This window comes from Aerophototrophica crusticola, assembly GCF_012913305.1.
Lineage (GTDB): Bacteria > Pseudomonadota > Alphaproteobacteria > Azospirillales > Azospirillaceae > Niveispirillum > Niveispirillum crusticola.
Map to the genome: position 1 here is coordinate 491,308 of NZ_CP051775.1, position 24,952 is coordinate 516,259.

Genomic DNA, 24,952 nt, shown 5'->3' on the forward strand with positions numbered 1-24,952 from the left:
CCAACCCTCTCCCCGGGGGGGAGAGGGGGTGCTGTTGCGCCTTTGTGCGGCGGTGGGCCAGTTCTGAGCCGGGGTTGGGCGTAGGGCGCGACCTTCCCCCTCTCCCCACCGGGGAGAGGGTCGGGGTGAGGGGGTGTCGCAGCAAGGCCCCGCCGGAAAAAGCAAAGGGGCCGCGGTCGCCCGCGGCCCCCTGTCACTGATCGCCGGAAAGCGGTCAGAACTTCATCCGGGCCGTCACGCCGTAGGTGCGGGGCTCGATGACGAAGCCGGTCAGGTTGTTGAAGTCGATGCCGCCCTCAAGCCCCTGCTCGTTCGTGATGTTGCGCACGAAGGCGGAGACGTCGAAGCGGCCGTTGTCGTGGCTGTAGCCCAGGCGCAGGCCGCCCTGCCAGCGGGCGTCGGACTTGAACTCCACGGACTCGTACAAGAAGAAGTTCTGGCTGGACTTGTAGGACCAGTCGGTGAAGGCGTAGACTTCGCCCGCGTCGCCCACGGGGATGCCGTAGCGGGCGGTGGCGTTGAAGATCCACTTGGGCGCCTGCGGGAAGGGGTTCCCGTCGATGTTGGCCAGGCGCGAGGTGCCCACCACGGTGATCGCGTCGGTGACGGTGCAGCCGCCGCCGCAGGCCGGGACCCGCAGGTCCGCGTCCTTGATCTCCGTGTCGTTGTAGCTGGTGCCCACGGTCAGCAGCAGGTTCTCCAGGGGCAGGAACTCCAGGTCCGCCTCGAAGCCCTTGCCGACGCCCTTGTCGGCGTTCAGCAGCCGGTTGGTGTTGTCCACGCCGCCCACCGCGGTGAACTGCTGGTCCTTCACCCGGTAATAGAAGGCCGTGACGTTGACGCGGGCCCGGTTGCCGAACAGGTCGGACTTCACGCCCGCCTCGTAGGACATCACCTTCTCGGAGTCCGCGGTGGTGATGGTCACGCTGCGCGGCTGGATGGTGGGCGCGCGGAAGCCGCTGGCGACGCGGACGAAGCCGCGCACGTCTGCCGTGAAGGCATAGTCGGCGCTGACATCCCAGCTGATCCGCTCATCCTCGGTGCTGGCCCGGCTGGTGACGGTGGGGGCGTTGGTGCCGTTCACGCTGATCTGGCGGCGGACCAGGTCCTTCTCATCCTCGGTGTAGCGCAGGCCGCCCGTCAGGGTGAGCTGCTCGGTCACCTTGTAGCTGCCCTGGCCGAAGACGGCCCAGGTCTCGTTGTTCTGGACGGAGCTGGCCAGGGTGGTGCGGCCGCGCGGGTCGGTGGTGGCGGTGCCATAGCCGATGTTGGCGAAGGGGGCCTTCTCATCGAAGTAGAAGGCGCCCACCTGCCACTGCAACGGGCCTTCGCCGCTGGAGGACAGGCGGAACTCCTGGGTCCACTGGTCGATGCCGGCGACTTCCGACGCGCTCTCCACCGAGAAGGGCACCCGGCCCGGGCCGGTCAGCGGGTTGCCGATGCCGCGGGCCACGCCGCCATCCACGTCACCGCGGGAGAAGGCGTCCACATACTCGTAGGCGGTGATGGAGGTGAAGGTGACGCCGTCGAACTCGTACTGGGCGTTCAGGCTGGCGCCGCGGGCGCTGACCTCCTGGTCGTTCTGCCCGTCCACATAGGCCTTGTAGGGCGTGAAGCCGTCCACCAGCTCGTTCGTGCCCGGCTTGATGATGTTGGCGCGGAACACGCGGGCGGTGCCGTTCAGGTCACGGAAGTGGCCGTTCAGCAGGGCGGTGAAGCGCTCGGTCGGGGTGTAGAGCAGCTGCAGCCGGGCGGCCGTGTCCTCATACCCCTCCAGCGCGTCCTTCTCGCCGGTGAAGGTGTTGTCCACATAGCCGTCGCGGCGCTGGTGGATGACGCTGACGCGGGCGGCCAGCTTGTCCTCCACCAGGGCGCCGCCCACCGCGGCCTCCGCCTCGATGGCGTTCCAGCGGCCATAGGACAGGCTGGCGTAACCCTCGGTCTTCTGGGTCGGCTTCTTGGAGACGACGCTGATGATGCCGGCGGGGGTGTTGCGGCCGAACAGGGTGCCCTGCGGCCCGCGCAGCACCTCGATCCGCTCGATGTCGAACACCGGGAACCCTTTCATGATCGGGTTCTCCAGCACGACCTCGTCATAGACCAGGCTGACCGGCTGGGAGGCGTTCAGGTCGAAGTCGGTGTTGCCCAGGCCGCGGATGTAGAAGCGCGGGAAGGTGCGGCCGAAGGAGGACTCCACGGTCAGGCTCGGCACCCGGGCGGAGAGGAAGCGGATGTCCTCACCGGCGGCGGAGAAGTTCTCAAACTGCTCCGGGCTGACGGCGGCGACGGAGACGGGAACCTCCTGCAGGTTCTGCACCCGCTTGGTGGCGGTGACCACGATCTCGTCCAGCTCGGCGGTCTGGGTGGACTGCGCCAGGGCGGCGGTGCCGGTCGCGCCCAGGGCGCAAACGGCCATCATCGCGGTCGCGCCCAGCAGCGCCGACCGGCGGAAATTGGAACCCATCATGATCTCTTACGGCCCCTTCGGTGAACGTGTCTTGGCCCTTCGCGGGCATTCCGTCCCTAAGGCTCCGGCCTTTCCCCGGGCGGGGTGGCCGGATGCGTCTTCTCACGTCTGTCGCGGGGGTGGTTAAGGGGCGGGGGTGGGGCCTGTCAATTTCCCAGGGGTCGCGGGCGTATCGTTACGGCCTGCCTGTTGCAGGAAAGCCAGGGTCTGTGTCGGAAATGTGGCAGATCAGTTGAGATCCAGGAACCGGCTGGGGTGCAGGTTGCGGATGTTGGGGACCCAGCCCTTGACCCTCGGGCTGACCATGTTTTGGGTGGTATAGATATAGACCGGGATGATGGGCAGGTCGGCCAGCAGCACCGCCTCCGCCCGTTGCAGCAGGTCGCGCCGCTTCTCCGCATCCACCTCCGACGACGCGGCGCGGACCAGGCGGTCATACTCGGGGCTGGCATAGCCGCTGTAGTTGGACGGCCCCAGGTCCGACAGGAACAGGCCCAGGAAGGTGTAGGCGTCGTTATAGTCCCCAACCCAGCGGCCCAGGGCGATGTCCCGGTACTGTTTGCGGCTGCGGGTCTGGAGGAAGACCTTCCATTCCTGGTTATTCATCACGGTGCGCACGCCCAGCTTCTGCTGCCACATGCTGGCGACGGCCACGGCCACCTTCTTGTGGTTCTCCGACGTGTTGTAGAACAGCTCTACTTCCAGCGGCTTGCCACCCTTGCCATAGCCGGCCGCCTCCACCAGCCGCCGGGCCTCCGTGTCGCGCTGGCTTTGCGTCCAGGACGCCCATTCGGGCTTGGGGCTGGCATAGTTGGCGGTGCCGTCGGGGACGAGCTGGTAGGCCGGCACCTCCCCGGAAAGGGTGATCTTCTCCGTGATGATGGTCCGGTCGATGGCCAGGGCCAGGGCCTTGCGCAGGTCGGGGTTGGACTTCCACGGCTCCCGCGTCAGGTTGAAGGCGTAGTAATAGGTGCTGAAGAAGGGGGCGATGCGCAGCTCCGCCGGCATGTTCTGCTTCAGCCAGGGAATCTGCGGGTCCGGCACGTCATAGGTGAGGTGCAGTTCCCCGGCGCGGAAGCGCTTCAGCTCCGTGTCCCGGTTCTCCGTGGCGTGGAACACCACCTCGTCCAGCCGGACGTTGGCCGCGTCCCAGTAGCGGGGGTTCTTGCGCACCCGGACATAGCCCTGGGGCACCGCCTCCACCAGCATGAAGGCGCCGTTGCTGACCAGGTTGCCCGGCTTGATGAAATCCTCCCCGTGCTTCTCGTAGCTCTTCTTCGAGATGGCGTAGGTGGCGTTGTGTTGCAGGGCGGAGGCGAAGTAGCTGGTGGGCGCCTCCAGCGTCACCACGAAGGTGCGGGGGTCAGGGGCGGCCACGCCCACCTCGGACAGGGGCACCTCCCCCTTGTTGGCCTTCTCCGCGTTCTTCACGGGCCAAAGGAAGAAGGCGTAGCGGGAGCCGGTCTTGGGGTCCAGCAGGCGGCGCCAGGAGAAGGCGAAATCCTCTGCCGTCACGGGCGTGCCGTCGGACCAGACCGTGTCGCGCAGCTTGAAGGTATAGGTCAGCCCGTCGGGGGAGACGGTATAGCTCTCCGCTGCCCCGGGGATCAGGTTCCCGGCGCCGTCCACGGTCATCAGCCCCTCGAACAGGTCGTACTGGATCCAGCCCTCGGGCTCGCCGGTGGATTTGTGGGGGTCCAGGGTCTCCGGCTCGCTGCCGTTGCCGCGGTGGAGCACCTTCTGCGCCGTGGCGGGGGCCGCCAGCAGAAGCACCGTGAGGAACGCCGCCACCCAAGCCCTGATGCCCATGAACCACCCCTTCCGCATTTGCCTCGCCACGGTAGCGGGGGAGGGGAGGGCAGTCCAGGCGGGAGAGGGAATTGCGGAAAGACGGGGAAGGGACCAGTTCAGGGGTGTTCTGAAGTGGACATGTCGACCTACTGCCTGCCGGTGTCTACCACCACTGGCCTGCAAGCCAACGGCTCCCTCACGGGGGCCTTTTGTGTTTGGGGGTGCCTCCCCGCCCCTGCGGGGAGCAGTAACGAGCAGCAGAAAGGTCGTCGCGCACTCAACCCGTACGCGACGACCACCCAGGCAGGATCACTTCACATCCAGGAACCGGCTGGGGTGCAGGTCCTGGAGGTTGTCGCCCCAGCCGATGACGCGGTCGGAGACCATGTGGCGGCTGGAGTAGAAGTGCAGGGGGAAGAAGGCCACGTCCTCGATCATCAGCCGCTCGGCCTGTTGCAGCAGCGCACGGCGCTTCTCCACGTCGGCCAGCTTGTTGGCCTCTGAGACCAGGCGGTCGAACTCCGGGTTGTTGTAGCCGGACGGGTTCTGCTTGCCCACGTCGGACCGGAACAGGGCCAGGAAGTTGTTGGCGTCCAGGTAGTCGCCGATCCAGCCGTGGCGGACCACGTCCTTGAATTTCTTCTCGTCACGGGTGGACAAGAAGACCTTCCATTCCTGGTTGTTCAGGGTGACCTTGGCCCCCAGCACCTTCTGCCACATGCTGGCCACGGCGATGGCCATCTTGCGGTGGTTCTCCGAGGTGTTGAACAGGACCTCCACCTCCAGCGGCTTGCCGCCGGGGCCGTAGCCCGCCTTCTTGACCAACTCCTTGGCCTTGGCCTCCCGCTGCTCCTGGGTCCAGTTGGCATATTCCGGCACCTGCTGGGTATAGTTCTCCGTGCCCGGGGGCAGCCAGGAATAGGCGGGCTGTTCGCCGCGCTTGTTGATCTTGTCCACCAGGGTCTGCCGGTCGATCGCCAGGTTCAAGGCGAGGCGCAGGTCCTTGTTGGACTTCCAGGGCTCCTTGGTCAGGTTCGGCGCGAAGAAGTACGTGCCGAAATAGGGGGCCAGCCGGGCCTGCTTGGCCATGTTCTGGCGCACCCAGTCCATCTGGCTGACGGGGATCTCATAGGTGATGTCCAGTTCCCCGGCACGGAACCGCTTCAGCTCCGCCTCGATGTTCTCCGTCGGATAGAACATCACCGTGTCGATCTTGACGTTGGCGGCGTCGTGGAAGTGCGGGTTCTTCACCACCTTGATGTGGCTCTGCGGCACCGCCTCCGCCAGCATGTAGGGGCCGTTGGTGACGTAGTTGCCGGGGCGGATGAACTCATCCCCGTGCTTCTCGATGCTGGCCCGGTTCACCGCGTAGGTGGCGTGGTGCTGGAGCATGGAGACGAAATAGGGCGTCGGCCCTTCCAGCGTCACCTCGAAGGTCAGCGGGTCCAAAGCGCGCACGCCGAACTGGTCCGGCGGCAGCTTGCCGTTGCTCACCGCCTCCCCGTTCTTCACGGGCCAGAGATACCATGCGTACTTGGACATGGTCTTGGGATCCACCACGCGGCGCCAGGAATAGACCCAGTCGTCCGCCGTCACCGGCGTGCCGTCGGACCATTTGGCATTCTTGCGCAGCTTGAAGGTGAAGACGGTGCCGTCGGCATTGCTGCTCCAGCTCTCCGCCGCCCCGGGGATCAGGTTGCCCTTGCCGTCAGGGACCACCAGCCCCTCGAACAGGTCGTACTGGATGTAGCTTTCCGGCACGCCGGTGGACTTGTGGGGGTCCAGCGTCTCCGGCTCGGAGCCGTTGCCGCGGTGCAGGATCTTCTGGGCTTCGGCCGGGACGGCCGATACCGCCAGCGACCCGGCGGCGAGCAGGGCGCCCAGCGCGATGGCGCGGGCGCGGTTGAACAGTGTCTTCATCTCCCGAAATCTCCCCTGTCGGGGGTGCCCCCGGTCTTGCCGCCGGGTGGCGCCCCTATCCGTCATGAGGGTGGCCCCGATGCTCTGGGGGCCACCCCGGCGGCGACTGCCGCCGCGCGACCTTATGGTCGCGTAAGCCAAGCCGCCGTGGCGGCACCAGCGTCCGAGGAATAAGCGGCGCTTACTTCTGGATGCTGAGGTACCGGGTCGGCTGCACGCCCATGGGGCTCTCGAACCAACCCTTCACATGCTTGTGCACCAGGTTGCGGTAGGTGGCGTGGAACTGCACCACCAACGGCGCGTCCTGGAGCAGCATCGCCTCCGCCTGGGCCATCAGCTTCAGGCGTTCGGCCGGGTCCACGGTGGCGTTGGCCTTGTCCAGCAGGGCATCGTAGTCGGCATTCTTGTAGCCGGACCGGTTCATCTTGCCCACGCTGCCCAGGAACAGCTTCATGAAGGTGTAGGGATCGGGGAAGTCGCCGATCCAGCCCAGTTCCACCAGGCCGTTATAGTCCTTCTCGCCGGCCTTCTGCAGGACGACCTTCCATTCCTGGTTGTTCAGGCTGACCTTGGCGCCCAGCTTCTGCTGCCACATGCTGGCGATGGCCACCATGGTCTTGCGGGTGCTCTCGTTGGTGGCGTGCATGATCTCGAAGGCCAGCGGCTTGCCGCCGGGGCCATAGCCCGCCTCCGCCACCAGCTTCTTGGCCATGGCGTCCCGCTCGGCCTGCGTCATCTTCAGGAAGGGCAGGTCGGGGGACTGGTAGCCGGGGATGCCGTCGGGGATGAAGGTCATCTTCGGCGGCTCGCCCGCCTTGGTCACCTTCTCCGTCAGCGTCTCCCGGTCCACGGCCAGGGCGAGGGCGAGGCGCACCTTCGGCTCGTTCGCCAGGGGCCCCTTGACCATGTTGACGCCCAGGTAGCGGATGCCCAGGACGGGATAGAACTCCATCACGTCGGGCATGTTCTGCTTCAGCCAGTCGATCTGGGTCACCGGCGCCATTTGGAGCGTGTCCAGCTCCCCGGCGCGGAAACGGCGCAGCTCCGTCTCCTGGCTGTCGGTGTGGTGGTAGAGGACCGTGTCGATCTTGACCGTGGACGCCTCACGGAAGTGGGGGTTCTTCACCGCCTTCACGTAAGCCTGGGGGACCGCCTCCACCATGCGGTAGGCGCCGTTGCTGACCATGTTGCCGGGCTTCACGAAGTCCGGCCCGAACTTCTCCACGTTCGCCTTGGAGACCGGGTAGGTCATGCGGTGGATCAGGGAGGACAGGAAATAGCCGGTGGGCCGCTCCAGCGTCACCACCAGGGTGTGCGGGTCCTTGGCCACCACGCCCATGCTGTCCAGCGGGGCCTTGCCGTTGCTGATGGCCTCCCCGTTCTTCACGGGCCACAGGAAATAGGCGTAGTCGCTGGCCGTCTTCGGGTCCACCAGCCGCCGCCAGGAAAAGACGAAGTCCTCCGCCGTCACCGGGGTGCCGTCGGACCACTTGGCGTCCTTGCGCAGGAAGAAGGTGTAGGTCAGGCCATCGGCGCTGATCTCCCACCGCTCGGCCACGCCGGGGATGGCCTTGCCGTCGGGGGCGAAGGTCAGCAGCCCCTCGAACAGGTCGTAGCCGATGCGGGCCGACTGCATGTCGGTCCCCTTGTGGGGGTCGAGCGAGCTGGGCTCGGCCTGGTTGCCGCGGTTCAGCACCATCTCGGCGAAGGCGGGCGCGGCGGTGAGGGTGGCGGCCAGCGCGGCGGCGGCTATGGCCGGCGCCAGGCGACGGACGAAACGCATGCGTGTCTCCCAAGGACCCGTTCGGGCATGGCCGATATGTGCGGGTTCCCGCCCGGAGAGTCCAGGGTCGTTACCATCCGGAAAAACGATTTGTCCGGGCCGGGAAAGACCCTGATTTCCTAGGGTTACCCGGGGCCGGCACGGGTGCCGGCCCCGGCCCGGCGCGCGGGGGCAACGAGGCCATGCGGATTGATGGGATGTGCGGCGCGGGCCCGGGCGGCTAACGTGGCGCCCTCCTTCCCGGCAGGTCCTGCCCATGCCCCCCGCGCCCCGTCCCGACAACAAGGCCCTTGGCATCCTGCTGGCCGTGCTGGCCTTCGCGCTCTATTCCGTGACCGACGCCACCGTGAAGGCGCTGTCGGCGCGGATGAGCGTGCCGCAGATCATCGTCGGCAACGGCCTGTTCAGCCTGGTCCCCATCATCGGCTATGCCGCCTGGAGCGGGGGCTTGCGTTTCCTCCGCCCGCGCCGGCCGTTGCTGCACCTGGCCCGGGCGACCTGCGGCCTGTTCAGCGGCTTCCTGGCCTATTACGGCTACAGCCAAATGCCCATCGCCGATGCCTATGCCCTGAGCTTCACCGCGCCCCTGTTCATCACCGCCCTGTCCGTGCCCATGCTGGGGGAAAAGGTGGGCTGGCGGCGTTGGACGGCCGTGGCCGTGGGCTTCCTTGGGGTGATGGTCATGCTGCGGCCGGGGTCCGGCAGCCTGAACCCGGCCGCGCTGGGCATCCTGGCCGGGGCCGCGCTCTATTCCATGGGGATGATGATCACCCGCCTGGCGCGCGCCACGGACAGCGCGGTGTCTTTCGCCTTCTCCACCACCATCGTCGGCCTTGCCGTCTGGGGCGCGACCCTGCCCTGGCTGGCCGTGGCGCCGACGATGGACGATCTGGTGCTGCATGCCCTGGGCGGGACCTGTGTGGGCATCGCCATCGTGCTGCTGCTCAGCGGCTTCCGGCTGGCCCCGGCCGCCGTGGTGGCGCCGTTCCAGTACACCCAGATCCTCTGGGGCGTGGCGCTGGGCTGGCTGCTGTTCGGGGACCGGCCCACGGCGCCCATGCTGCTGGGCGCCGGCATCGTCATCGCCAGCGGGCTGTACATCCTGTACCGGGAAACGGTGCTGGGCCGCCAGCGTGCCGCCGCGGCCCCGCCGCGGGAGGCGGCCTGACATGGCCGGGGGTCCCGCATCCCTGGCCGCCGCCCGCCCCGCCGCCCTGGCGGGGGTGGGCTGGTTCGTCCTGGCCATCTTCTGCTTCGGCGTCATGGACGCGATGATCAAGGTGGCGTCGGCCGACTATGGCACCTGGCAGATCATGTTCTTCCGCGCCGCCGCCTCCATCCTGCCGGTGGCGGTGCTGGTGCATTGGTCGGGCGGGGTCTCCTCCCTGCGCACGAAGCGGCTTGGCAGCCACGTGCTGCGCGCCCTGGTGGGCTTGGCGGCGGTGTACGGCTTCTTCACCAGCTTCCGCCTGATGCCCCTGGCCGACGCCTATGCCATCGGCTTCGCCGCACCCCTGTTCATGACCGCCCTGTCCGTGCCCGTGCTGGGGGAGAAGGTGGGCTGGCGCCGCTGGGCCGCCGTGCTGGTGGGCTTCGCCGGCGTGATGGTGATGCTGCGCCCGGGGCAGGGAGTATTGAGCCTGACGGCCCTGGTGCCCCTGGCGGCGGCCTTCTTCTATTCCCTGACCATGCTCTATGTCCGGGTCCTGGCGCGGACGGAGACCAACGCCGCCATCGTCTTCTATTTCCTGGTCACCCTGGCCGCCGTGTCGGGGGTGGTGATGCTGCCGGACTGGAACACGCCGGACTTGGCCGGATTCGCCCTGCTGGTGGCCATAGGGCTGGTGGGCGGCGTGGCCCAGATCGCCTTCACCCAGGCCTTCCGCCTGACGGCGCCGTCCCTGCTGGCCCCGTTCGAGTACACGGCCATGCTCTGGGCCGTGGGCTTCGGTTACCTGCTGTTCGGCGACATCCCGGACCAGGCCATCTGGCTTGGCTCCGCCATCGTCATCGCCAGCGGGCTGTACATCATCCACCGGGAATCGAGGGTGGCCCGGGGGGAGGGGTGACCGGGGTTCCCTGTGCTGTTTAAGACGAATACCAAAGCTTTCCAGGTAGAGGGGCACTCCCTCCTTGACCCCTGGCAGGCCTGACCGCCACCCCGAATCTCCCCCGTGACAGAAAGGGTTATGCCCGGTTGCCCCGTCCAAGGTGGCTTGGCAGGGCGCCCCTGCATCCGGCATGGTGTATCCATCTTATGGGTTAACCTTCCGCGTGAGTCCCCATGCGAACCTCCGGTGCTGCCCGCACCATCGTCTGGCCCGGCCGTCCCGACCCGTTGGGTGCCACCTGGGACGGTTTCGGGGTGAACTTCGCCCTGTTCTCCGCCAATGCCGAGAAGGTGGAACTCTGCCTGTTCGACCCGGACGGCAACCGCGAGGTGGACCGGGTCGCCCTGCCGGAATGCACGGACGAGGTCTGGCACGGCTACCTGCCGGAGGCGCGGCCGGGCCTGGTCTATGGCTACCGGGTGCATGGGCCCTATGACCCGTCCCGCGGGCACCGCTTCAATGCCAACAAGCTGCTGCTGGACCCCTATGCCAAGGCCCTGGTGGGGCACATGCGCTGGTCCGACGCCCATTTCGCCTACCGCGTCGGCTCCAACAAGGAAGACCTGTCCTTCGACCGGCGCGACAATGCCCGCGGCATGCCCAAGTGCCGGGTGGTGGACCCCGCCTTCACCTGGGGCGGGGAGCGGCGGCCGAACGTGTCCTGGACCGACACGCTGGTCTATGAGGCCCATGTCAAGGGCCTGACCCAGGGCCATCCGGACGTGCCGCCCGGCCTGCGCGGCACCTTCGCGGGCCTGGCCAGCCCCGCGGTCATCGACCACCTGAAAAGGCTGGGGGTGACGGCGGTGGAGCTGCTGCCCATCCACGCCTTCACCGACGACCGGCATCTGGTGGAGAAGTCGCTCCACAACTACTGGGGCTATGCCAGCATCGGCTTCTTCGCGCCGGAACCCCGCTACATGGCGGGGCCGAGCACCAAGGAGTTCAAGACCATGGTCGCCCGGCTGCACGATGCCGGGATCGAGGTCTTCCTGGACGTGGTCTACAACCACACGGGCGAGGGCAACCACCTTGGCCCCACCCTGTCCTTCAAGGGCATCGACAACGCCAGCTATTACCTGCTGCACCCCCACGACAAACGCTTCTACCTGGACCACACCGGCACCGGCAACAGCCTGAACCTGACGCACCCGCGGGTGCTGCAGATGGTCATGGACAGCCTGCGGTATTGGGTGTCGGAAATGCATGTGGACGGGTTCCGCTTCGACCTGGCCACCACCCTGGCGCGGGAGGAGCACGGCTTCGACCCCTCCGGCAGCTTCCTGGACGCCTGCCGCCAGGACCCGGTGCTGGCCCAGGCCAAGCTGATCGCCGAGCCCTGGGACATCGGCCCCGGCGGCTACCGCGTCGGCCAGTTCCCGCCGGGCTGGGCGGAGTGGAACGACCGCTACCGCGACACGGTCCGCCGTTATTGGCGGGGGGACGACGGCATGCTGCCGGAAATGGCCGCCCGCCTGACCGGCAGCGCCGACCTTTATGAGCACCGCAAGCGTCGGCCCTGGGCCAGCGTCAACTTCGTCACCAGCCATGACGGCTTCACCCTGGCCGACCTGGTGTCCTACAGCCACAAGCACAACGAGGCCAACAAGGAGGGCAACCGGGACGGCCACGATGCGAACTACAGCGCCAATTACGGCGTGGAGGGGCCGACCGACGACCCGGTGCTGAAGGAGCTGCGGCGGCGACAGGCGCGCAACCTGATGGCCACCCTGCTGCTGTCCCAGGGCACGCCCATGCTGCTGGGCGGGGACGAGCTGCTGCGCACCCAGGGCGGCAACAACAACGCCTATTGCCAGGACAATGAGGTGAGCTGGGTGGACTGGTCCGGCCTGAAGGGCGGGGAGGCGGCGGAGATGACCGCCTTCGTCCAGCGCCTCACGGGCCTGCGCCGCCAGCACCCGGTGCTGCGCCGCGGCAAGTTCCTGCATGGGCGGGAGACGGGCGCCGACGGGGTGAAGGACATCACCTGGATCACCCCGCAAGGCCTGGAGAAGACCGCGGAGCAATGGCGGGACAGCCATGCCCGCTGCATCGGCATGCTGCTGAACGGCCGCGCCGGCACCCATTTGGCGGTGGACGGCACCCTGGCCACGGACGGGGTGTTGTTGCTGGTGCTGAACGCCCACGTGGATGCCGTGCCCTTCACCATGCCCGGCGTGCCCGGTGGCCGGATCTGGCATTGCCTGCTGGATACGGGCCACGCCACCGGTGCCCCCGGCGACCGGACCGAGCTGCCCGGCCTGCCCGCCCGCATCCCCGGCCGCACCTGCCTGCTGTTCGAGCTGGCGGGGGCGGGCGGCCAGGCCATCCCGCCCCACGCCGGGCCGTCCCCCGTCGCCCCGCCATGACCGACCACGACTATCGCGGCGTCCAGGTCCTGCTGGTGGACCGGGACAGCAACATCCGCCGGCTGCTGCGCGGCATCCTGGCCCGCATGGGCATGTCCGCCATCACCGAGTTCGCCACGGTGCAGGAGGCGGGGCCCAGCCTGTCCGGCACCCTGCTGGACCTGGTGCTGGTGGAGGCGGACCCGCCGGAGGGGGACGGGTTCCGCTTCATCCAGGCCCTGCGCCACAGCCAGGCGGCCACCAACCCCTTCGCCGGGGTGATCGCAACCACGTGGCAGCCCACCCAGGCGCTGATGGTCCGCTTCGCCGCCAGCGGGGCGGACGACCTGCTGGTCAAGCCCTTCTCCGCCAAGCAGGTGCATGACCGGGTCGCCAACATCGTGGAGAACCGCAAGCCCTATGTGGTGACGTCGGAATATGTCGGCCCCGACCGCCGCAAGGCCCCGCGGGAAGGGCAGCAGATCCCCCTGGTGGAGGTGCCCAACACCCTGCGCCAGAAGGCCCTCGGCCAGTTCGACCGGTCGAAGGTGGGGGAGTCCATCGCCAAGGGCCTGGCCGACATCAACGACCAGAAGGTGGTCCGCCACGGTTTCCAGGTGGCCTTCCTGGTGATCTTCGCCCTTCCGGGCCTGTCCCAGGACCCGCCGGACCGGATGGCGCTGGAGCACCTGCTGCGCGTCGCCATCCCGCTGGAGGACCTGCTGCGCCGCTTGGCCGCCACGGAGCTGCGGTCGCAGGTGGAGACCTATGCCCACGCCCTGCGGCTGCAACTGGACAAGGTGCGGCTGCAGTCCCATGCCGGGCCGGAGGAGGTGGAGGCCCTGCGCCGCGCCGCCATCGGCCTGGCCGCCCTGACCGCCCGCCGCGCCGACATGGAAGCGTTGGAACAGGAGGTGCGGGTGGCCGTGAACAGTTACCGCAGCCGGCTGGACCAGATCGCCCAGGCCAAGGCCGCCCAGGCGGCACCGGAGAAGCCGGCCGCCGAGAAGGCCGCGGAGGAGGCGGGGCCGCCGGACTGAACCTGACCCTGGCCCGCGACGGTGATGCCGGTGCGCGGCAACGCATCGGGGGCTGGCGCGTTGTGCCTGCGCCGGCTTGGCACCAGACAGGGGAGCGTATCCGATGGCAGACCGTCCGGAGACCGGGGCACCCCCCGACCGTGTCGCCCACGCCATGCCCTTCGGCGCCGAGGTCCGGCCTGACGGCACCACCCGGTTCCGCCTCTGGGCCCCCTCGGTCGAGGGGGTGGAACTGGTGCTGGGGGAAGGGGCGCAGGAACGGGTCCATGCCATGGAGCCCCAGGGAGAAGGCTGGTTCGAGGCGGTCCGGCCCGCCCCCGCCGGCTGCCATTACCGCTTCCAGCTTCCCGACGGGATGCGGGTGCCCGACCCGGCCTCAAGGCACCAGGCCCAGGACGTGCACGGCCCTTCCACCGTCATCGACCCGCGCGCCTACCGCTGGCGGATGCCGGGTTTCCCGGGGAGGCCCTGGGAGGAGACGGTGCTGTATGAGCTGCATGTGGGCACCTTCACGCCGGAAGGGACCTTCGCCGCCATCCAGGACAAGCTGGACCATCTGGAGATGCTGGGCGTCACGGCGGTGGAGCTGATGCCCGTGGCCGACTTCCCCGGCCGGCGCGGCTGGGGCTATGACGGGGTGCTGCCCTTCGCGCCGGAGGCCGCCTATGGCACGCCGGACGAGCTGAAGGCGCTGGTGGACTGCATCCATGAGCGGGGCATGACCGTGTTCCTGGATGTGGTCTACAACCATTTCGGGCCGGAGGGGAACTACCTGCACGCCTATGCCAAGCCCTTCTTCGGCGGCGGCGACACCCCCTGGGGGCCGGCCATCGACTATGGGCAGCGGCCCGTGCGCGACTTCGCCCTGCACAACGCCCTGTATTGGCTGGAGGAATACCGTTTCGACGGGCTGCGGCTGGACGCGGTGCAGGAAATCCGCGACGCGAGCGACCCCGACCTGCTGGACGAGCTGGCGGCCCTGGTGAGGGAGCGCTTCCCGGACCGCCACGTGCATCTGGTGCTGGAGAACGACCTGAACAGCGCCCGGCGGCTGGACCGGGGCAAGCATGGCAAGGTGAAGCGCTATGCCGGCCAGTGGAATGACGACTGGCACCACGCCGCCCAGGCCCTGCTGACGGGGGAGGATGGCGGCTACTACCAGGACGTCCACCCGGACCCTGCCGCCACGCTGGTGAAGGCCGCGACGGACGGCTTCGCCTACCAGGGGAGCCCAGCCCCTGGCGGGACGGCAAACCCCGCGGCGAACCCAGCGCCCACCTGCCGCCCACCGCCTTCGTCAACTACCTGCAGAACCACGACCAGGTGGGCAACCGGCCCCGGGGCGACCGGCTGGTGACCCTGGCGGAGCCGCAGGCCCTGCGCGCGCTGGCCAGCCTGCACCTGCTGTCCCCCGCCATCCCCTTGCTCTGGATGGGGGAGGAATGGGGCAGCCGCACGCCCTTCCACTTCTTCGCCGGCTTCCGGGGTGACCTGGCGGAGGCGGTGCGCCAGGGCCGCACGAGCGACTTCCAGGGCTTCCCCGGCTTCCTGCCCCACCTGGACGACATGCCCGACCCCAACGCGGAGGAAACCTTCGCCGCCTCCCGCCTCTGCTGGGAGGATCTGTCGAAGGAGGAGCATGAGGACTGGTTGGCCTATTACGAGCTGCTGCTGACCTTGCGCCACACCGCCCTGGTGCCGCGGCTCGCGGGGCTGGCCGGAAACGACGCCAGGGGAAGCCTGCGCGATGGCACCGCGGCCACCCTGTCCTGGACCCTCGCGGACGGGGCAAAGCTGACCGCCCTGCTGGCCCTGGGGCCCGATCCCGCCGGCGGTTTCGACCCGCCCGCCGGCGACCTGCTGTTCGAGACGCCGGAAGGCGCCAGCGCTGGCTTCCAGGCCGACGGCGCCCTGCCGGGCTGGTCGGCGGCCTGGTTCATGACGGAGGGGAAGCTGACCAGGGGGTGAGGGGTCAGGGCACCCGCCACACCGTCGTCTCCCGCTGCTCCCGGTCCTCCAGCTCCCGCGTCGTGGGGACGGTGTAGGTGGCGAGCGGCTCCAGGCCGGTGCGGGGCAGGTAGGTGCGGCCGGGGTCGCCCATCAGGACCAGGGTGCCGGCGCGGGTCAGGTCGCGGAACCAGGCCAGCGCCCGCTCGGCGAAGGGCCGCTCATAGCAGATGTCGCCGGCCAGCAGCACCTCCACGTCAGGCAGGGGCTGGCCGACCAGGTCGGCGAGGCGCGTCTCCACCGCCACGCCGTTGGCCCCGGCGTTCAGTTCCGTCGCGGCGGTGGCAAAGGGGTCGATCTCCACCGCCACCACGTGGGCGGCGCCGGCCTTGGCCGCGGCGATGGCGACCAGGCCGCTGCCGGTGGCGAAGTCCAGCACCCGTTTCCCGACCACCAGGCCCGGATTGTCCAGCACGTGGCGGGCCAGGGCCTGACCGCCGGCCCAGGCGAAGGCCCAGAATGGCGGGGGCACCTGGTGGTGCTCCAGCCAGGCCTCCGTCGCCTGCCACAGGGGCGTGATCTCCGTCGCCAGGTACATGGGCACTTCCGGCACCAGGGGCGGGGCCGCCAGCGCCGTGTGGGCGCGGATGAAGGCGATTCGGTCGGCGGCGGTGCGCGTGGGGGTGTCGGTCATGGCCCGGGCACTATGCGCGTCCCGCGCCGGGCGGCAACCGCTTTCACCGACGAAACGTCATGGGACAATAGCCTTACCGTGTGAGAGGCTGTCCAGGCGCCCGGGGGACGGGTGCGACCAGCGACAACAGGGGGGATGGACATGAGCGACGCGGGCAACCCGATGGCGGCGGGCAACTTCGTCTGGACCGAGCTGAACACGCCGGACCCGGAGGCGGCGAAGGCCTTCTTCGCCGGGGTGCTGGGCTGGACCTTCACCTCCAAGGACATGGGCCCCATGGGGGTCTACACCATCATCCAGAACGGCGACCGGCAGATCGGCGGCATGATGAAGATGGAAGGCGCCATGTGGGACGGCATCCCGCCCCATTGGATGAGCTACATCGCCGTGGATGACGTGGACGCCGCGGCGGGCAAGGTGGAATCGCTGGGCGGCAAGGTCTGCGTGCCCCCGTCCGACATCCCGGAGGTCGGCCGCTTCTGCGTGATCAACGACCCCACCGGCGCGGTGGTCAGCCTGATCACCTTCCTGCCCATGGGCGGCTGAGGCCGTGTGGCTCCCCGCCCACCGGCGTGGTGGGGAGCCTTACCGGATGGGATAGGCGACGAGCTGCAAGGGCCCCACGGGGGCGGGCATCCGGTTGCCGTTCCCGCCGATGCCGGGGATGCCGCCGCCGGCGGACAGGGCGGCGGGCTGGCTCGCCACCCCGGCCATGATGGCGACCAGCAGGGCCCAGCCCACGAAGCGGCTGGCCTTGAAGGTGGCAAGGCTGTCCGCCGGGTCATCCACCTGCCAGCCGCGCACCTGCACCCACAGCAGGCCCCCCGTGGCCAGCAGCGGCACGGCCAGGACCCAGCCCTGCCCCAGGCTGGACAGGGCCGCCAGCCACAGGGCGAAAGCCCCGGCATAGAACCCGGCCACCCAGCGCTTGGACTTGGCGCCGAACAGCAGGGCGGTGGACTTGATGCCGACGCGGGCATCGTCCTCCTTGTCCTGGTGGGCGTAGATGGTGTCATAGCCCAGGGTCCAGAGGATGCAGCCGGCATAGAGCAGCAGGGCGGGGGCATCCAGCGTGCCCTTCACCGCCGTCCAGCCCATCAGGGCGCCCCAGTTGAAGGTCAGGCCCAGGAAGGCCTGCGGCCACCAGGTGATGCGCTTCATCAGGGGATAGCTGAACACCAGCACCAGCGACGCCACCCCCAGCAGGATGGACAGGAAGTTGAGCTGGAGCAGCACCAACAGGCCGAGGAACAGTTGCAGGCCCAGGAAGCCCAAGGCCTGGAAGACCGTCACCTCCCCCGCCGGGATGGGGCGGACGCGGGTCCGCTCCACCTTCGCGTCGAGCTTGCGGTCCAATATGTCGTTGACCGTGCAGCCCGCCCCGCGCATGACCACCGCGCCCACGGCGAACAGGGCCATCAGCCACCAGTCCGGCCATTGCCCCGCCGGGGCGGCCAGGGCGATGGCCCACCAGCCCGGGAACAGCAGCAGCCACGTCCCGATGGGCCGGTCCAGCCGCGCCAACCGCGCATAGGGCCGAAGCCCCGCCGGCAACACCCGGTCCACCCAGGTGCCGGTGCGGATGTCGGTGTGGCCGGTGGCCGTGTCCGTGGTTGAGCTTGCCGACATGCCGGTTCCGTCATCCCGCTGGGACAATGCCCTTGGCCTTCAAGTCGCGGATGGCCAGGGTTCTTGCTTCTGACAAATGCTCTTGGACCCGCGCCCCGAACGCATCCGACAACAGCCAAGCCGGGTCGGACGGATCTTCGATCCTTCGGGCCCGTGGTGCTTCCTGCCGCTCGGGTGTCATGGTTTGTTCCCTGCGTCCAGGTGTTGACATATACCATCGTCCAATCGAACCCGCACCGCCAAAGTCCCCCATGACCGACCGCCCCCGCACCCGCCTGTACCTGGACGCCCCCCTGGGCTCAGGCTTGCCCGTGGCTCTGGACGGGGACCGGGCGCATTACCTCAGGGCCGTGCTGCGGCTGGAACCCGGCGCCCGGTTGCTGGCCTTCAACGGGCGGGACGGGGAGTGGCTGGTGGAGGTGACCCGCCTGTCCAAGTCGGGCGGGGAGGCTGCCTGCCTGGAGCGGGTGCGGCCGCAGGTGCCGGATAACGGTCCCTGGCTGCTGTTCGCGCCGCTGAAGGGCGGGCGCACGGAGTATGTGGTGGAGAAGGCGGTGGAGCTGGGGGCCGGCCTGCTCCAGCCCACCTATACCCGCCGGGGCGACGTGGCCCGGGTCAACCTGGACCGGCTGCGGGCCAACGCGGTGGAGGCGGCGGAGCAGTGCGAGCGGCTGTCGGTGCCCGAGGTGCGGGACGGCCAGCCGCTGGACCGGCTGCTGGCGGGCTGGGACCCGGGCCGCATCTTGTTCGTGGCCGCCGAAAGTGGCAGGGCCGAGCCGATGGTGACCGCCGTCACAGCCCGGAAGGCCCAGCCGGCGGCATTCCTCGTGGGGCCGGAAGGCGGGTTCGACGCCCGCGAGCTTGACGCCCTCAACACCTTGCCCTTTGTTGTCCCGGTCGGGCTGGGGCCGCGGGTGCTGCGGGCGGACACGGCCGGCTTCGCCGCGCTAGCGGTGTGGCAGGCCCTGGCCGGTGACTGGACCCGGGACGGCGGCGACAGCCGCCCCCCGTTCCGCGCTGACTGAGTACCCGAATCGTTTCCCGTTGCCGACCTCCCCCAAGGAACGCCCTGCATGTCCGCCCCCCGAAGACGCCCGGCACCCCCATCGCCTCCCGGCGTGAGCTGGTCGAGTACCTGGAGCAGGGCTGCAAGCCCGCCGCGGACTGGCGCATCGGCACGGAGCACGAGAAGTTCGTCTTCCGCCATGGCGACAAGCGGCCGCTGCCCTATGAGGGGGAGGCCGGGATCGGTGCCATCCTGAAGGCCTTCGTTGACCGATTCGGCTATGAGCCGGTCTTGGAGGGCGAGAACATCATCGCCCTGGTGAAGGGCAAGGCCAACATCACCCTGGAGCCCGGCGGCCAGTTCGAGCTGTCGGGCGCGCCCCTGCAGACCATCCACCAGACCTGCGGGGAGGTGGGGGAGCATTTGCACCAGGTCCGCCAGGTGGGCCGGGACTTAGGCTTTGGGATGCTGGGGCTGGGCTTCAACCCGCTGTGGAAGCGGGACGACATCCCCTGGATGCCCAAGGGCCGCTACAAGATCATGGGCAGCTACATGCCCAAGGTGGGCGGGCTGGGCCTGGACATGATGACCCGCACCTGCACCGTGCAGGTGAACCTGGACTTCGCGTCGGAAGCCGACATGGTGAAGAAGTTCCGGGTGTCGCTGGCCTTGCAGCCGGTGGCCACGGCCCTGTTCGCCAACAGCCCCTTCACGGAGGGGCGGCCGAACGGGTTCCAGAGCTTCCGCAGCCACATCTGGACCGACACGGACCCGGACCGCACCGGCGACCTGCCCTTCGTGTTCGAGGACGGGTTCGGCTTCGAGCGCTATGCCGACTATGTGCTCGACGTGCCCATGTACTTCGTCTACCGCGACGGCCAGTACATCGACGCCTCGGGCCAGAGCTTCCGGGATTTCCTGGATGGCCGCCTGCCCGCCCTGCCGGGGCAGGTGCCGCTGCTGACCGACTGGACCGACCACCTGACCACCGTCTTCCCGGAGGTGCGGCTGAAGCGGTACCTGGAGATGCGCGGGGCCGACGCCGGCCCCTGGGGCCGCCTCTGCGCCCTGCCGGCCCTGTGGGTGGGGTTGCTCTACGACCAGACGGCGTTGGACGCCGCCTGGGACCTGGTGAAGGGCTGGACGGCGGAGGAGCGGGCGGCCCTGCGCCGCGACGTGCCGCGCCACGGCCTCGCCACCCCGTTCCGGGGCGGCACCCTGCGGGACGTGGCGGTCCGGGTGGTGGAGATTGCCCGGGCGGGCCTGCGCGCCCGCGCCCGCATGGAATATGTGGGCGACGACGAGACCCATTTCCTGGAGCCCCTGGCCCAGATCGCCGAGTCCGGCCGGTCGCTCGCCACGGAGCTGCTGGAAAAGTACCAGGGCGCCTGGGGCGGTGACGCCTCGAAAGTGTATGACGAATACGCTTACTGATCCCGCCCTTATGCCCGCCCGCGAAATCGGGTAGTGTCGCCGACACAGGCCGGGCCGCCAGGATGCCCGGCCGCGGGAGGAAATGGGTCCGGCGGGATGCTGCGTTTCGGGGAGTTCACGGATCCCGCCGCGGAGCGGTCCTACCGCCTCCATGCCATGGAGCAGGAGGTGCGGACCCTGCGCCGCAACCTGTTCGGGCTGATGGTCTTCTACCTGATGCCCCTGGCGCTGGATTTCCTGTATTTCCCGAAGGATACGGTCTACGGCCTGTTCCTGCCGCTGCGGGCCGTCGTCTATGCCGCCATCGCCGGCATCATCCTGATCCCCAGCCGGGAATCCACCTACCGGCCGCGGCAACTGCTGGTCCTGCTGCTCCTGGGCTATATCTGGGCCATGGCCACCCTGGTGGCGGTGAAGGTGGAGCGGCCGGACGCGGCGCTGACCGTGTCCTTCTTCATCATGATCGTGGTCCTGATGAACTACCTGTTCCTGCCCACCCGTTGGGTCTGGATGGTGGCATGGGGGATCACGGCCAGCGTGGCCTATGTGGGCGTGGTCATGCCCCTGGCCGACGCGCCCGCCCGCCAGATCGCCACGGCCACGGTGATGCAGGCGTTGGCCAACCTGTTCGGCGGCTTCACGGCCTACCAGCTCAGCACCCTGCGCCGGACCGAGTACCACCGCATGGTCCAGCTCGACACCGAGCGCCACCGGCTGGCGGAGGCGAACGGCGAGTTGCAGAAACGGGAAACCATCATCGCGGAGCAGCGTGACCGGCTGGCCGCCCAGGTGCGGGAGCTGGAGGAGGCGCAGCGGCGCCTGCTGGAGACCCAGGCCAGCCTGGTGCAGGCGGAGAAGATGGCGAGCCTGGGCCAGCTCGTCGCCGGGGTGGCGCATGAGCTGAACACCCCCATGGGCATCGCCGTGACGGCGGCCACCCACATGCAGGACAGCATGGCCGAGCTGGACCAAGCCCTGTCCACAGGCAAGCTGACCCGCAGCCAGCTCCGCGACTACCAGGAAACCCTGCGGGAGAGCAGCCGCCTAGTCACCGCCAACCTGACCCGGGCCGCCGGGCTGGTGCAGAGCTTCAAGCAGGTGGCCGTGGACCAAGCCAGCGCCGAGCGGCGGCCCTTCGAGCTGGGCCCCTATGTGGAGGAGGTGCTGCAGAGCCTGGCGCCCCGCCTGAAGCGGGAACGGCACAAGCTGGTGGTGGACTGCCCCGCCGGGCTGGTGCTGGACAGCTATCCCGGCGCCCTGTCCCAGGTGCTGACCAACCTGCTGATCAACGCCCTGACCCATGCCTATGAGCCGGGGCAGGCGGGCCGGATCGGCATCACGGCCGCCTATGCCGGCGCGGACGGGGTGGAACTGCGCTTCAGCGACGACGGGCGGGGCATCCCGGCGGAGAACCAGGGCAAGGTCTTCGACCCGTTTTTCACCACGGCCCGGGGCCAGGGCGGCAGCGGGCTGGGCCTGCACATCGTCTACAATCTGGTGACCCAGACCCTGCGCGGGACGATCCGGCTGGAGTCGGCGCCCGGTTCAGGCACGACCTTCATCCTCACCCTGCCGCGGCGCGTCGACACCGCCCCGGCCCAACCCGTGCTCCACCGGCCGGGGTAAGCCGGCCCGGCGGGCGGACCGTCCCGATACGCAGCACATCCCCCGCTGCCCCCTGGCCCCCTTGGCGTTCCTACCTACAATTCGCGGGACCGGATGGGGCAGGGGATCGGCATGGCGATGCAGGCACGGGTTGGCAGGGGAGGGGAGGGATGACGATCCCGGTCGAGGGCGCCTGGCCCGCCGCCCGCGCCCGCCTCATGGACCCGCCGCCGGCGGCCGACAGCCTGTTGCGGCCCCGCGCCGACCAGGCGGCGCGCCTGCCCACCGATCGGCCCCTGCTGGCCGTGGTGGTGGATGTGGAGGAGGAATTCGACTGGGCAGCGCCCTTCGACCCCGCCAACACCAGCGTCACCGCCCTGCGCCATATCCACCGGGCGCAGCGCCTGTTCGACCGGCATGGGCTGCGCCCGACCTATGCCGTGGATTACCCGGTCGCCACCCAGGCGGAGGGGTACGAGCCCCTGCGCGAGATCCTGGCGGACGGGCGCTGCCATATCGGCGCCCAACTCCACCCCTGGGTCACGCCCCCGGCGGGGGAGATCGTCGGCAAGCGCCATTCCTTCCCCGGCAACCTGCCCCCCGGCCTGGAGCGGGCCAAGCTGGTGCGGCTGAAGGCGGCGCTGGAGGATACGTTCGGCCTGTCGCCCTTGCTGTACAAGGCGGGTCGTTACGGGGTCGGTCCGAACACGGCCGGCCTGCTGCATTCATTGGGGTTCCGGATCGATGCCAGTCTGGTGCCCAGCCGGGACTACCGTCCCCTGGGCGGGCCGGACTTCCGCGACTCGCCCCTGGGGCCCTTCTGGTTCGGGCCGGGCCGGTCCCTGCTGGAGATCCCGGTGACTTGCGGCTTCATCGGGCTGGCGGGTGGCCTGCCGCAGCCCCTGGCCGCCCGGCTGACCGCGCCGGCGCTGGAGCCCTTCGGCCTGCCGGCGGTCCTGTCCCGCACCGGCCTGCTGGGACGGGTGCAACTGACGCCGGAGGGGGTGCCGCTGGCAGAAGCCATGGCCCTGACACGCGCCCTGCTGCGGCGGGGCACGCTCGTGTTCCAGCTCTGCTTCCACAGCCCGTCCCTGGCGGTGGGCCACACGCCCTATGTGCGGACGAGAACGGACCTCGACCGCTTCCTGGGATGGCTGGCGGATTATCTGGACTTCTTCTTCGGCGAGGTCGGCGGCGCGCCCACGACGCCCGCCGACCTGCTGTCCCTGGCCGAGGCGAACCGGGGGTCGGGGCCCCCGTGAATCCTCACGCCGCCTTCGTCCCACCCACCGTCAGCCCGTCGATGCGCATGGTGGGCTGGCCCACGCCCACGGGCACGCCCTGGCCGGCCTTGCCGCAGACGCCGATGCCAGGGTCCATGCAGCTGTCATTGCCGATCATGGTGACCTTGGTCAGGGCGTCCGGCCCGTTGCCGATCAGGGTGGCGCCCTTCACGGCGGCCCCGACCTTTCCGTCCTCGATCATGTAGGCCTCGGAGGCGGAGAAGACGAACTTGCCGGAGACGATGTCCACCTGCCCGCCGCCGAAGTTCACGGCATAGAGGCCGCGCTTCACGCTGGCGATGATCTCCTCCACGCTCTTGTCGCCGCTGCGCATCACCGTGTTGGTCATGCGCGGCATGGGCATGTGGGCGAAGCTCTGGCGGCGGCCGTTGCCGGTGGGCTTCACGCCCATCAGCCGGGCGTTCAGGCGGTCCTGCATGTAGCCCACCAGGATGCCGTCCTCGATCAGGGTGGTGCACTGGCTGGGCGTGCCCTCGTCGTCCACCGTCAGGCTGCCGCGGCGGCCCTCGATGCTGCCGTCATCCACCACCGTCACGCCGGGTGCGGCGACCCGCTGGCCCAGCAGGCCGGAGAAGGCGGAGGTCTTCTTGCGGTTGAAGTCACCCTCCAGCCCGTGGCCGATGGCCTCGTGCAGCATCACCCCGCACCAGCCCGGGCCGAGGACGACCGGCATCTCGCCCGCCGGGGCGTCCGTGGCGGACAGGTTCACCAGGGCGCCGCGCAGCGCCTCGTCCACATAGCCCTGCCAGACCTCCGGCTGGAGGAACGCCTCATAGGTGCGGCGGCCGCCGGCGCCGTAGCTGCCGGATTCCATCTTGTCGCCCTCGCCCACCACGACGGAGACGTTGAGCCGGACCAGCGGCCGTATGTCGGCCACCCGGGTGCCGTCGGCCCGCACGATCTGCACCGCCTGCCACTCCCCCGACAGGGAGCAGGAGACCTGGCGCACCCGCGCATCCTTCTTGCGGGCATAGGCGTCCACCTCCGCCAGGAGCTTCACCTTGGCCTCGAACGGGACCAGGCCCAGCGGGTTGTCGCTGGCATAGAGCTGGCGGTTGGTGCCCTGGGGCGGCTCGGCATAGGTGCCGCCATGGCCGGCATGGACGGCGCGCACCGTCTCCCCCGCCCGGCGGATGGCGTCCTCGCTCAGATTGCTGGCGTGGGCATAGCCGGTAGCCTCCCCCGACACGGCCCGCAGGCCGAAGCCCTGGGAGGTGTCGAAGCTGGCGCTCTTCAGCTTGCCGTCGTCCCAGGCGAAGCTCTCGGACTGGGCGTATTCCAGGAACAGCTCGCCGTCGTCCGCCCCCCGCAGCGCGTCGCCCACCAGGGATTCGGTGCGCGACCGGTCCAGGCCGGCGCGGGTGTAGAACAGGTCGTCGGTCAGGGCCAGGTTGGACATCGCTCTCTCCGCGGGGATGACACCTATACAATGGCGACCGGGGCAGGGCAGGGCAAGCGACAGGGATGGCGCGGATGGGGTGGGGCGCAGACCCGTCCCACGGGGGTGGTATCCGGGCCGGGATCGGGGGGCGCGCTCATGTCATCCCGCCGGTTACGGTGCACCCGGCAAACAAAACCTGTCGGTCACGGCAAGATTCACAGACAAAATAAGTTCTGGTAAAAACATGCTTCCGGAGATCGCGACTCGGAATGCGTGAAACATCCCCTTTGTTCTGCTGCCAAATGGTTATAGCATTTCCGGCGCCAATTTTTTAGGCGGATTCGGCCCCTGCCCCCTTCGCGCATGCGCCTTCGGAAGCGCATTTTCGCGGTCCGCATTGATCTATGTCGGCTGCGACGCATTGCCCGAGGGGTTGGAACCCCGCGGAAGGTGGTCGATCTTTACCCGCGTCGCCGCCGTCTGTATGGTCTG

At 69.1% G+C, this 24,952-nt stretch carries 18 protein-coding genes; 11 read left to right on the forward strand and 7 right to left on the reverse strand.

Annotation, left to right across the window (positions count from 1 at the left end; genetic code table 11):
- Nucleotides 1–214: 214 nt before the first annotated feature.
- The 4 genes from HHL28_RS02335 to HHL28_RS02350 form a co-directional block, all read right to left on the reverse strand.
- Entirely contained in the window at nt 215–2,467 is a 2,253-nt protein-coding gene (locus tag HHL28_RS02335) for a TonB-dependent receptor (RefSeq protein ID WP_169654607.1), read from the reverse strand.
- A 228-nt stretch (nt 2,468–2,695) separates the two neighbouring features.
- On the reverse strand, nt 2,696–4,276 hold the full coding sequence (locus tag HHL28_RS02340) for a peptide ABC transporter substrate-binding protein (protein WP_404326316.1): 1,581 nt from the start codon (nt 4,274–4,276) through the stop codon (nt 2,696–2,698).
- 291 nt (nt 4,277–4,567) lie between these two features.
- Nucleotides 4,568–6,178 (reverse strand): peptide ABC transporter substrate-binding protein, encoded by a 1,611-nt coding sequence (locus tag HHL28_RS02345; protein WP_075773040.1) that lies wholly within the window; start codon nt 6,176–6,178, stop codon nt 4,568–4,570.
- A 181-nt stretch (nt 6,179–6,359) separates the two neighbouring features.
- Nucleotides 6,360–7,961: a peptide ABC transporter substrate-binding protein gene (locus tag HHL28_RS02350; RefSeq protein ID WP_075773041.1), complete on the reverse strand. Its 1,602-nt coding sequence runs from the start codon at nt 7,959–7,961 to the stop codon at nt 6,360–6,362.
- 256 nt (nt 7,962–8,217) lie between these two features.
- Here HHL28_RS02350 and HHL28_RS02355 point away from each other — a divergent pair, with 256 nt between their 5' ends.
- From HHL28_RS02355 to HHL28_RS18195, 6 genes are all read left to right on the forward strand, one after another.
- Nucleotides 8,218–9,129, forward strand: coding sequence for a DMT family transporter (locus tag HHL28_RS02355; protein WP_083699524.1), 912 nt, complete (start codon nt 8,218–8,220; stop codon nt 9,127–9,129).
- A gap of 1 nt (nt 9,130) precedes the next feature.
- Nucleotides 9,131–10,030 carry a DMT family transporter gene (locus tag HHL28_RS02360; RefSeq protein WP_075773042.1) on the forward strand — a complete coding sequence of 300 codons (900 nt, stop codon included), beginning with the start codon at nt 9,131–9,133 and terminating at the stop codon, nt 10,028–10,030.
- 215 nt (nt 10,031–10,245) lie between these two features.
- Nucleotides 10,246–12,441 (forward strand): glycogen debranching protein GlgX, encoded by a 2,196-nt coding sequence (gene glgX, locus HHL28_RS02365; protein WP_083699525.1) that lies wholly within the window; start codon nt 10,246–10,248, stop codon nt 12,439–12,441.
- Nucleotides 12,438–13,460, forward strand: coding sequence for a response regulator (locus HHL28_RS02370; protein WP_075773043.1), 1,023 nt, complete (start codon nt 12,438–12,440; stop codon nt 13,458–13,460). Before glgX ends, HHL28_RS02370 begins: the two co-directional genes overlap by 4 nt.
- Before the next feature lie 103 nt (nt 13,461–13,563).
- Nucleotides 13,564–14,817, forward strand: coding sequence for an alpha-amylase family glycosyl hydrolase (locus HHL28_RS18190; RefSeq protein WP_404326320.1), 1,254 nt, complete (start codon nt 13,564–13,566; stop codon nt 14,815–14,817).
- Entirely contained in the window at nt 14,784–15,428 is a 645-nt protein-coding gene (locus HHL28_RS18195) for a DUF3459 domain-containing protein (RefSeq protein WP_404326321.1), read from the forward strand. The genes HHL28_RS18190 and HHL28_RS18195 overlap by 34 nt, the downstream gene beginning before the upstream one ends.
- Nucleotides 15,429–15,432: 4 nt before the next feature.
- On the opposite strand, the gene HHL28_RS02380 is transcribed toward HHL28_RS18195, so the two are convergent.
- On the reverse strand, nt 15,433–16,101 hold the full coding sequence (locus HHL28_RS02380) for a class I SAM-dependent methyltransferase (protein WP_075773045.1): 669 nt from the start codon (nt 16,099–16,101) through the stop codon (nt 15,433–15,435).
- A gap of 141 nt (nt 16,102–16,242) precedes the next feature.
- On the opposite strand from HHL28_RS02380, the gene HHL28_RS02385 reads away from it, so the two are divergent.
- Nucleotides 16,243–16,647, forward strand: coding sequence for a VOC family protein (locus HHL28_RS02385; protein ID WP_404326323.1), 405 nt, complete (start codon nt 16,243–16,245; stop codon nt 16,645–16,647).
- A gap of 39 nt (nt 16,648–16,686) precedes the next feature.
- Here the strand turns inward: HHL28_RS02385 and ubiA are convergent, their stop codons facing one another.
- Nucleotides 16,687–17,730, reverse strand: a complete 1,044-nt coding sequence (gene ubiA / locus HHL28_RS02390) for a 4-hydroxybenzoate octaprenyltransferase (RefSeq protein ID WP_075773046.1) — start codon at nt 17,728–17,730, stop codon at nt 16,687–16,689.
- Between the two features lie 251 nt (nt 17,731–17,981).
- Between ubiA and HHL28_RS02395 the strand changes: the two genes are divergently transcribed.
- From HHL28_RS02395 to HHL28_RS02410, 4 genes are all read left to right on the forward strand, one after another.
- Nucleotides 17,982–18,755 (forward strand): 16S rRNA (uracil(1498)-N(3))-methyltransferase, encoded by a 774-nt coding sequence (locus HHL28_RS02395; RefSeq protein ID WP_075773047.1) that lies wholly within the window; start codon nt 17,982–17,984, stop codon nt 18,753–18,755.
- A 44-nt stretch (nt 18,756–18,799) separates the two neighbouring features.
- Complete coding sequence (locus HHL28_RS02400) at nt 18,800–20,170, forward strand: glutamate--cysteine ligase (protein ID WP_169655641.1); 1,371 nt, start codon at nt 18,800–18,802, stop codon at nt 20,168–20,170.
- A 96-nt stretch (nt 20,171–20,266) separates the two neighbouring features.
- Nucleotides 20,267–21,796 (forward strand): sensor histidine kinase, encoded by a 1,530-nt coding sequence (locus HHL28_RS02405; protein ID WP_083699526.1) that lies wholly within the window; start codon nt 20,267–20,269, stop codon nt 21,794–21,796.
- A 149-nt stretch (nt 21,797–21,945) separates the two neighbouring features.
- Complete coding sequence (locus tag HHL28_RS02410; RefSeq protein WP_083699527.1) at nt 21,946–23,037, forward strand: polysaccharide deacetylase family protein; 1,092 nt, start codon at nt 21,946–21,948, stop codon at nt 23,035–23,037.
- Between the two features lie 4 nt (nt 23,038–23,041).
- Here HHL28_RS02410 and tldD read toward each other — a convergent pair whose 3' ends face one another.
- Nucleotides 23,042–24,478, reverse strand: coding sequence for a metalloprotease TldD (tldD, locus tag HHL28_RS02415; RefSeq protein ID WP_075773049.1), 1,437 nt, complete (start codon nt 24,476–24,478; stop codon nt 23,042–23,044).
- Between the last annotated feature and the right edge of the window lie 474 nt (nt 24,479–24,952).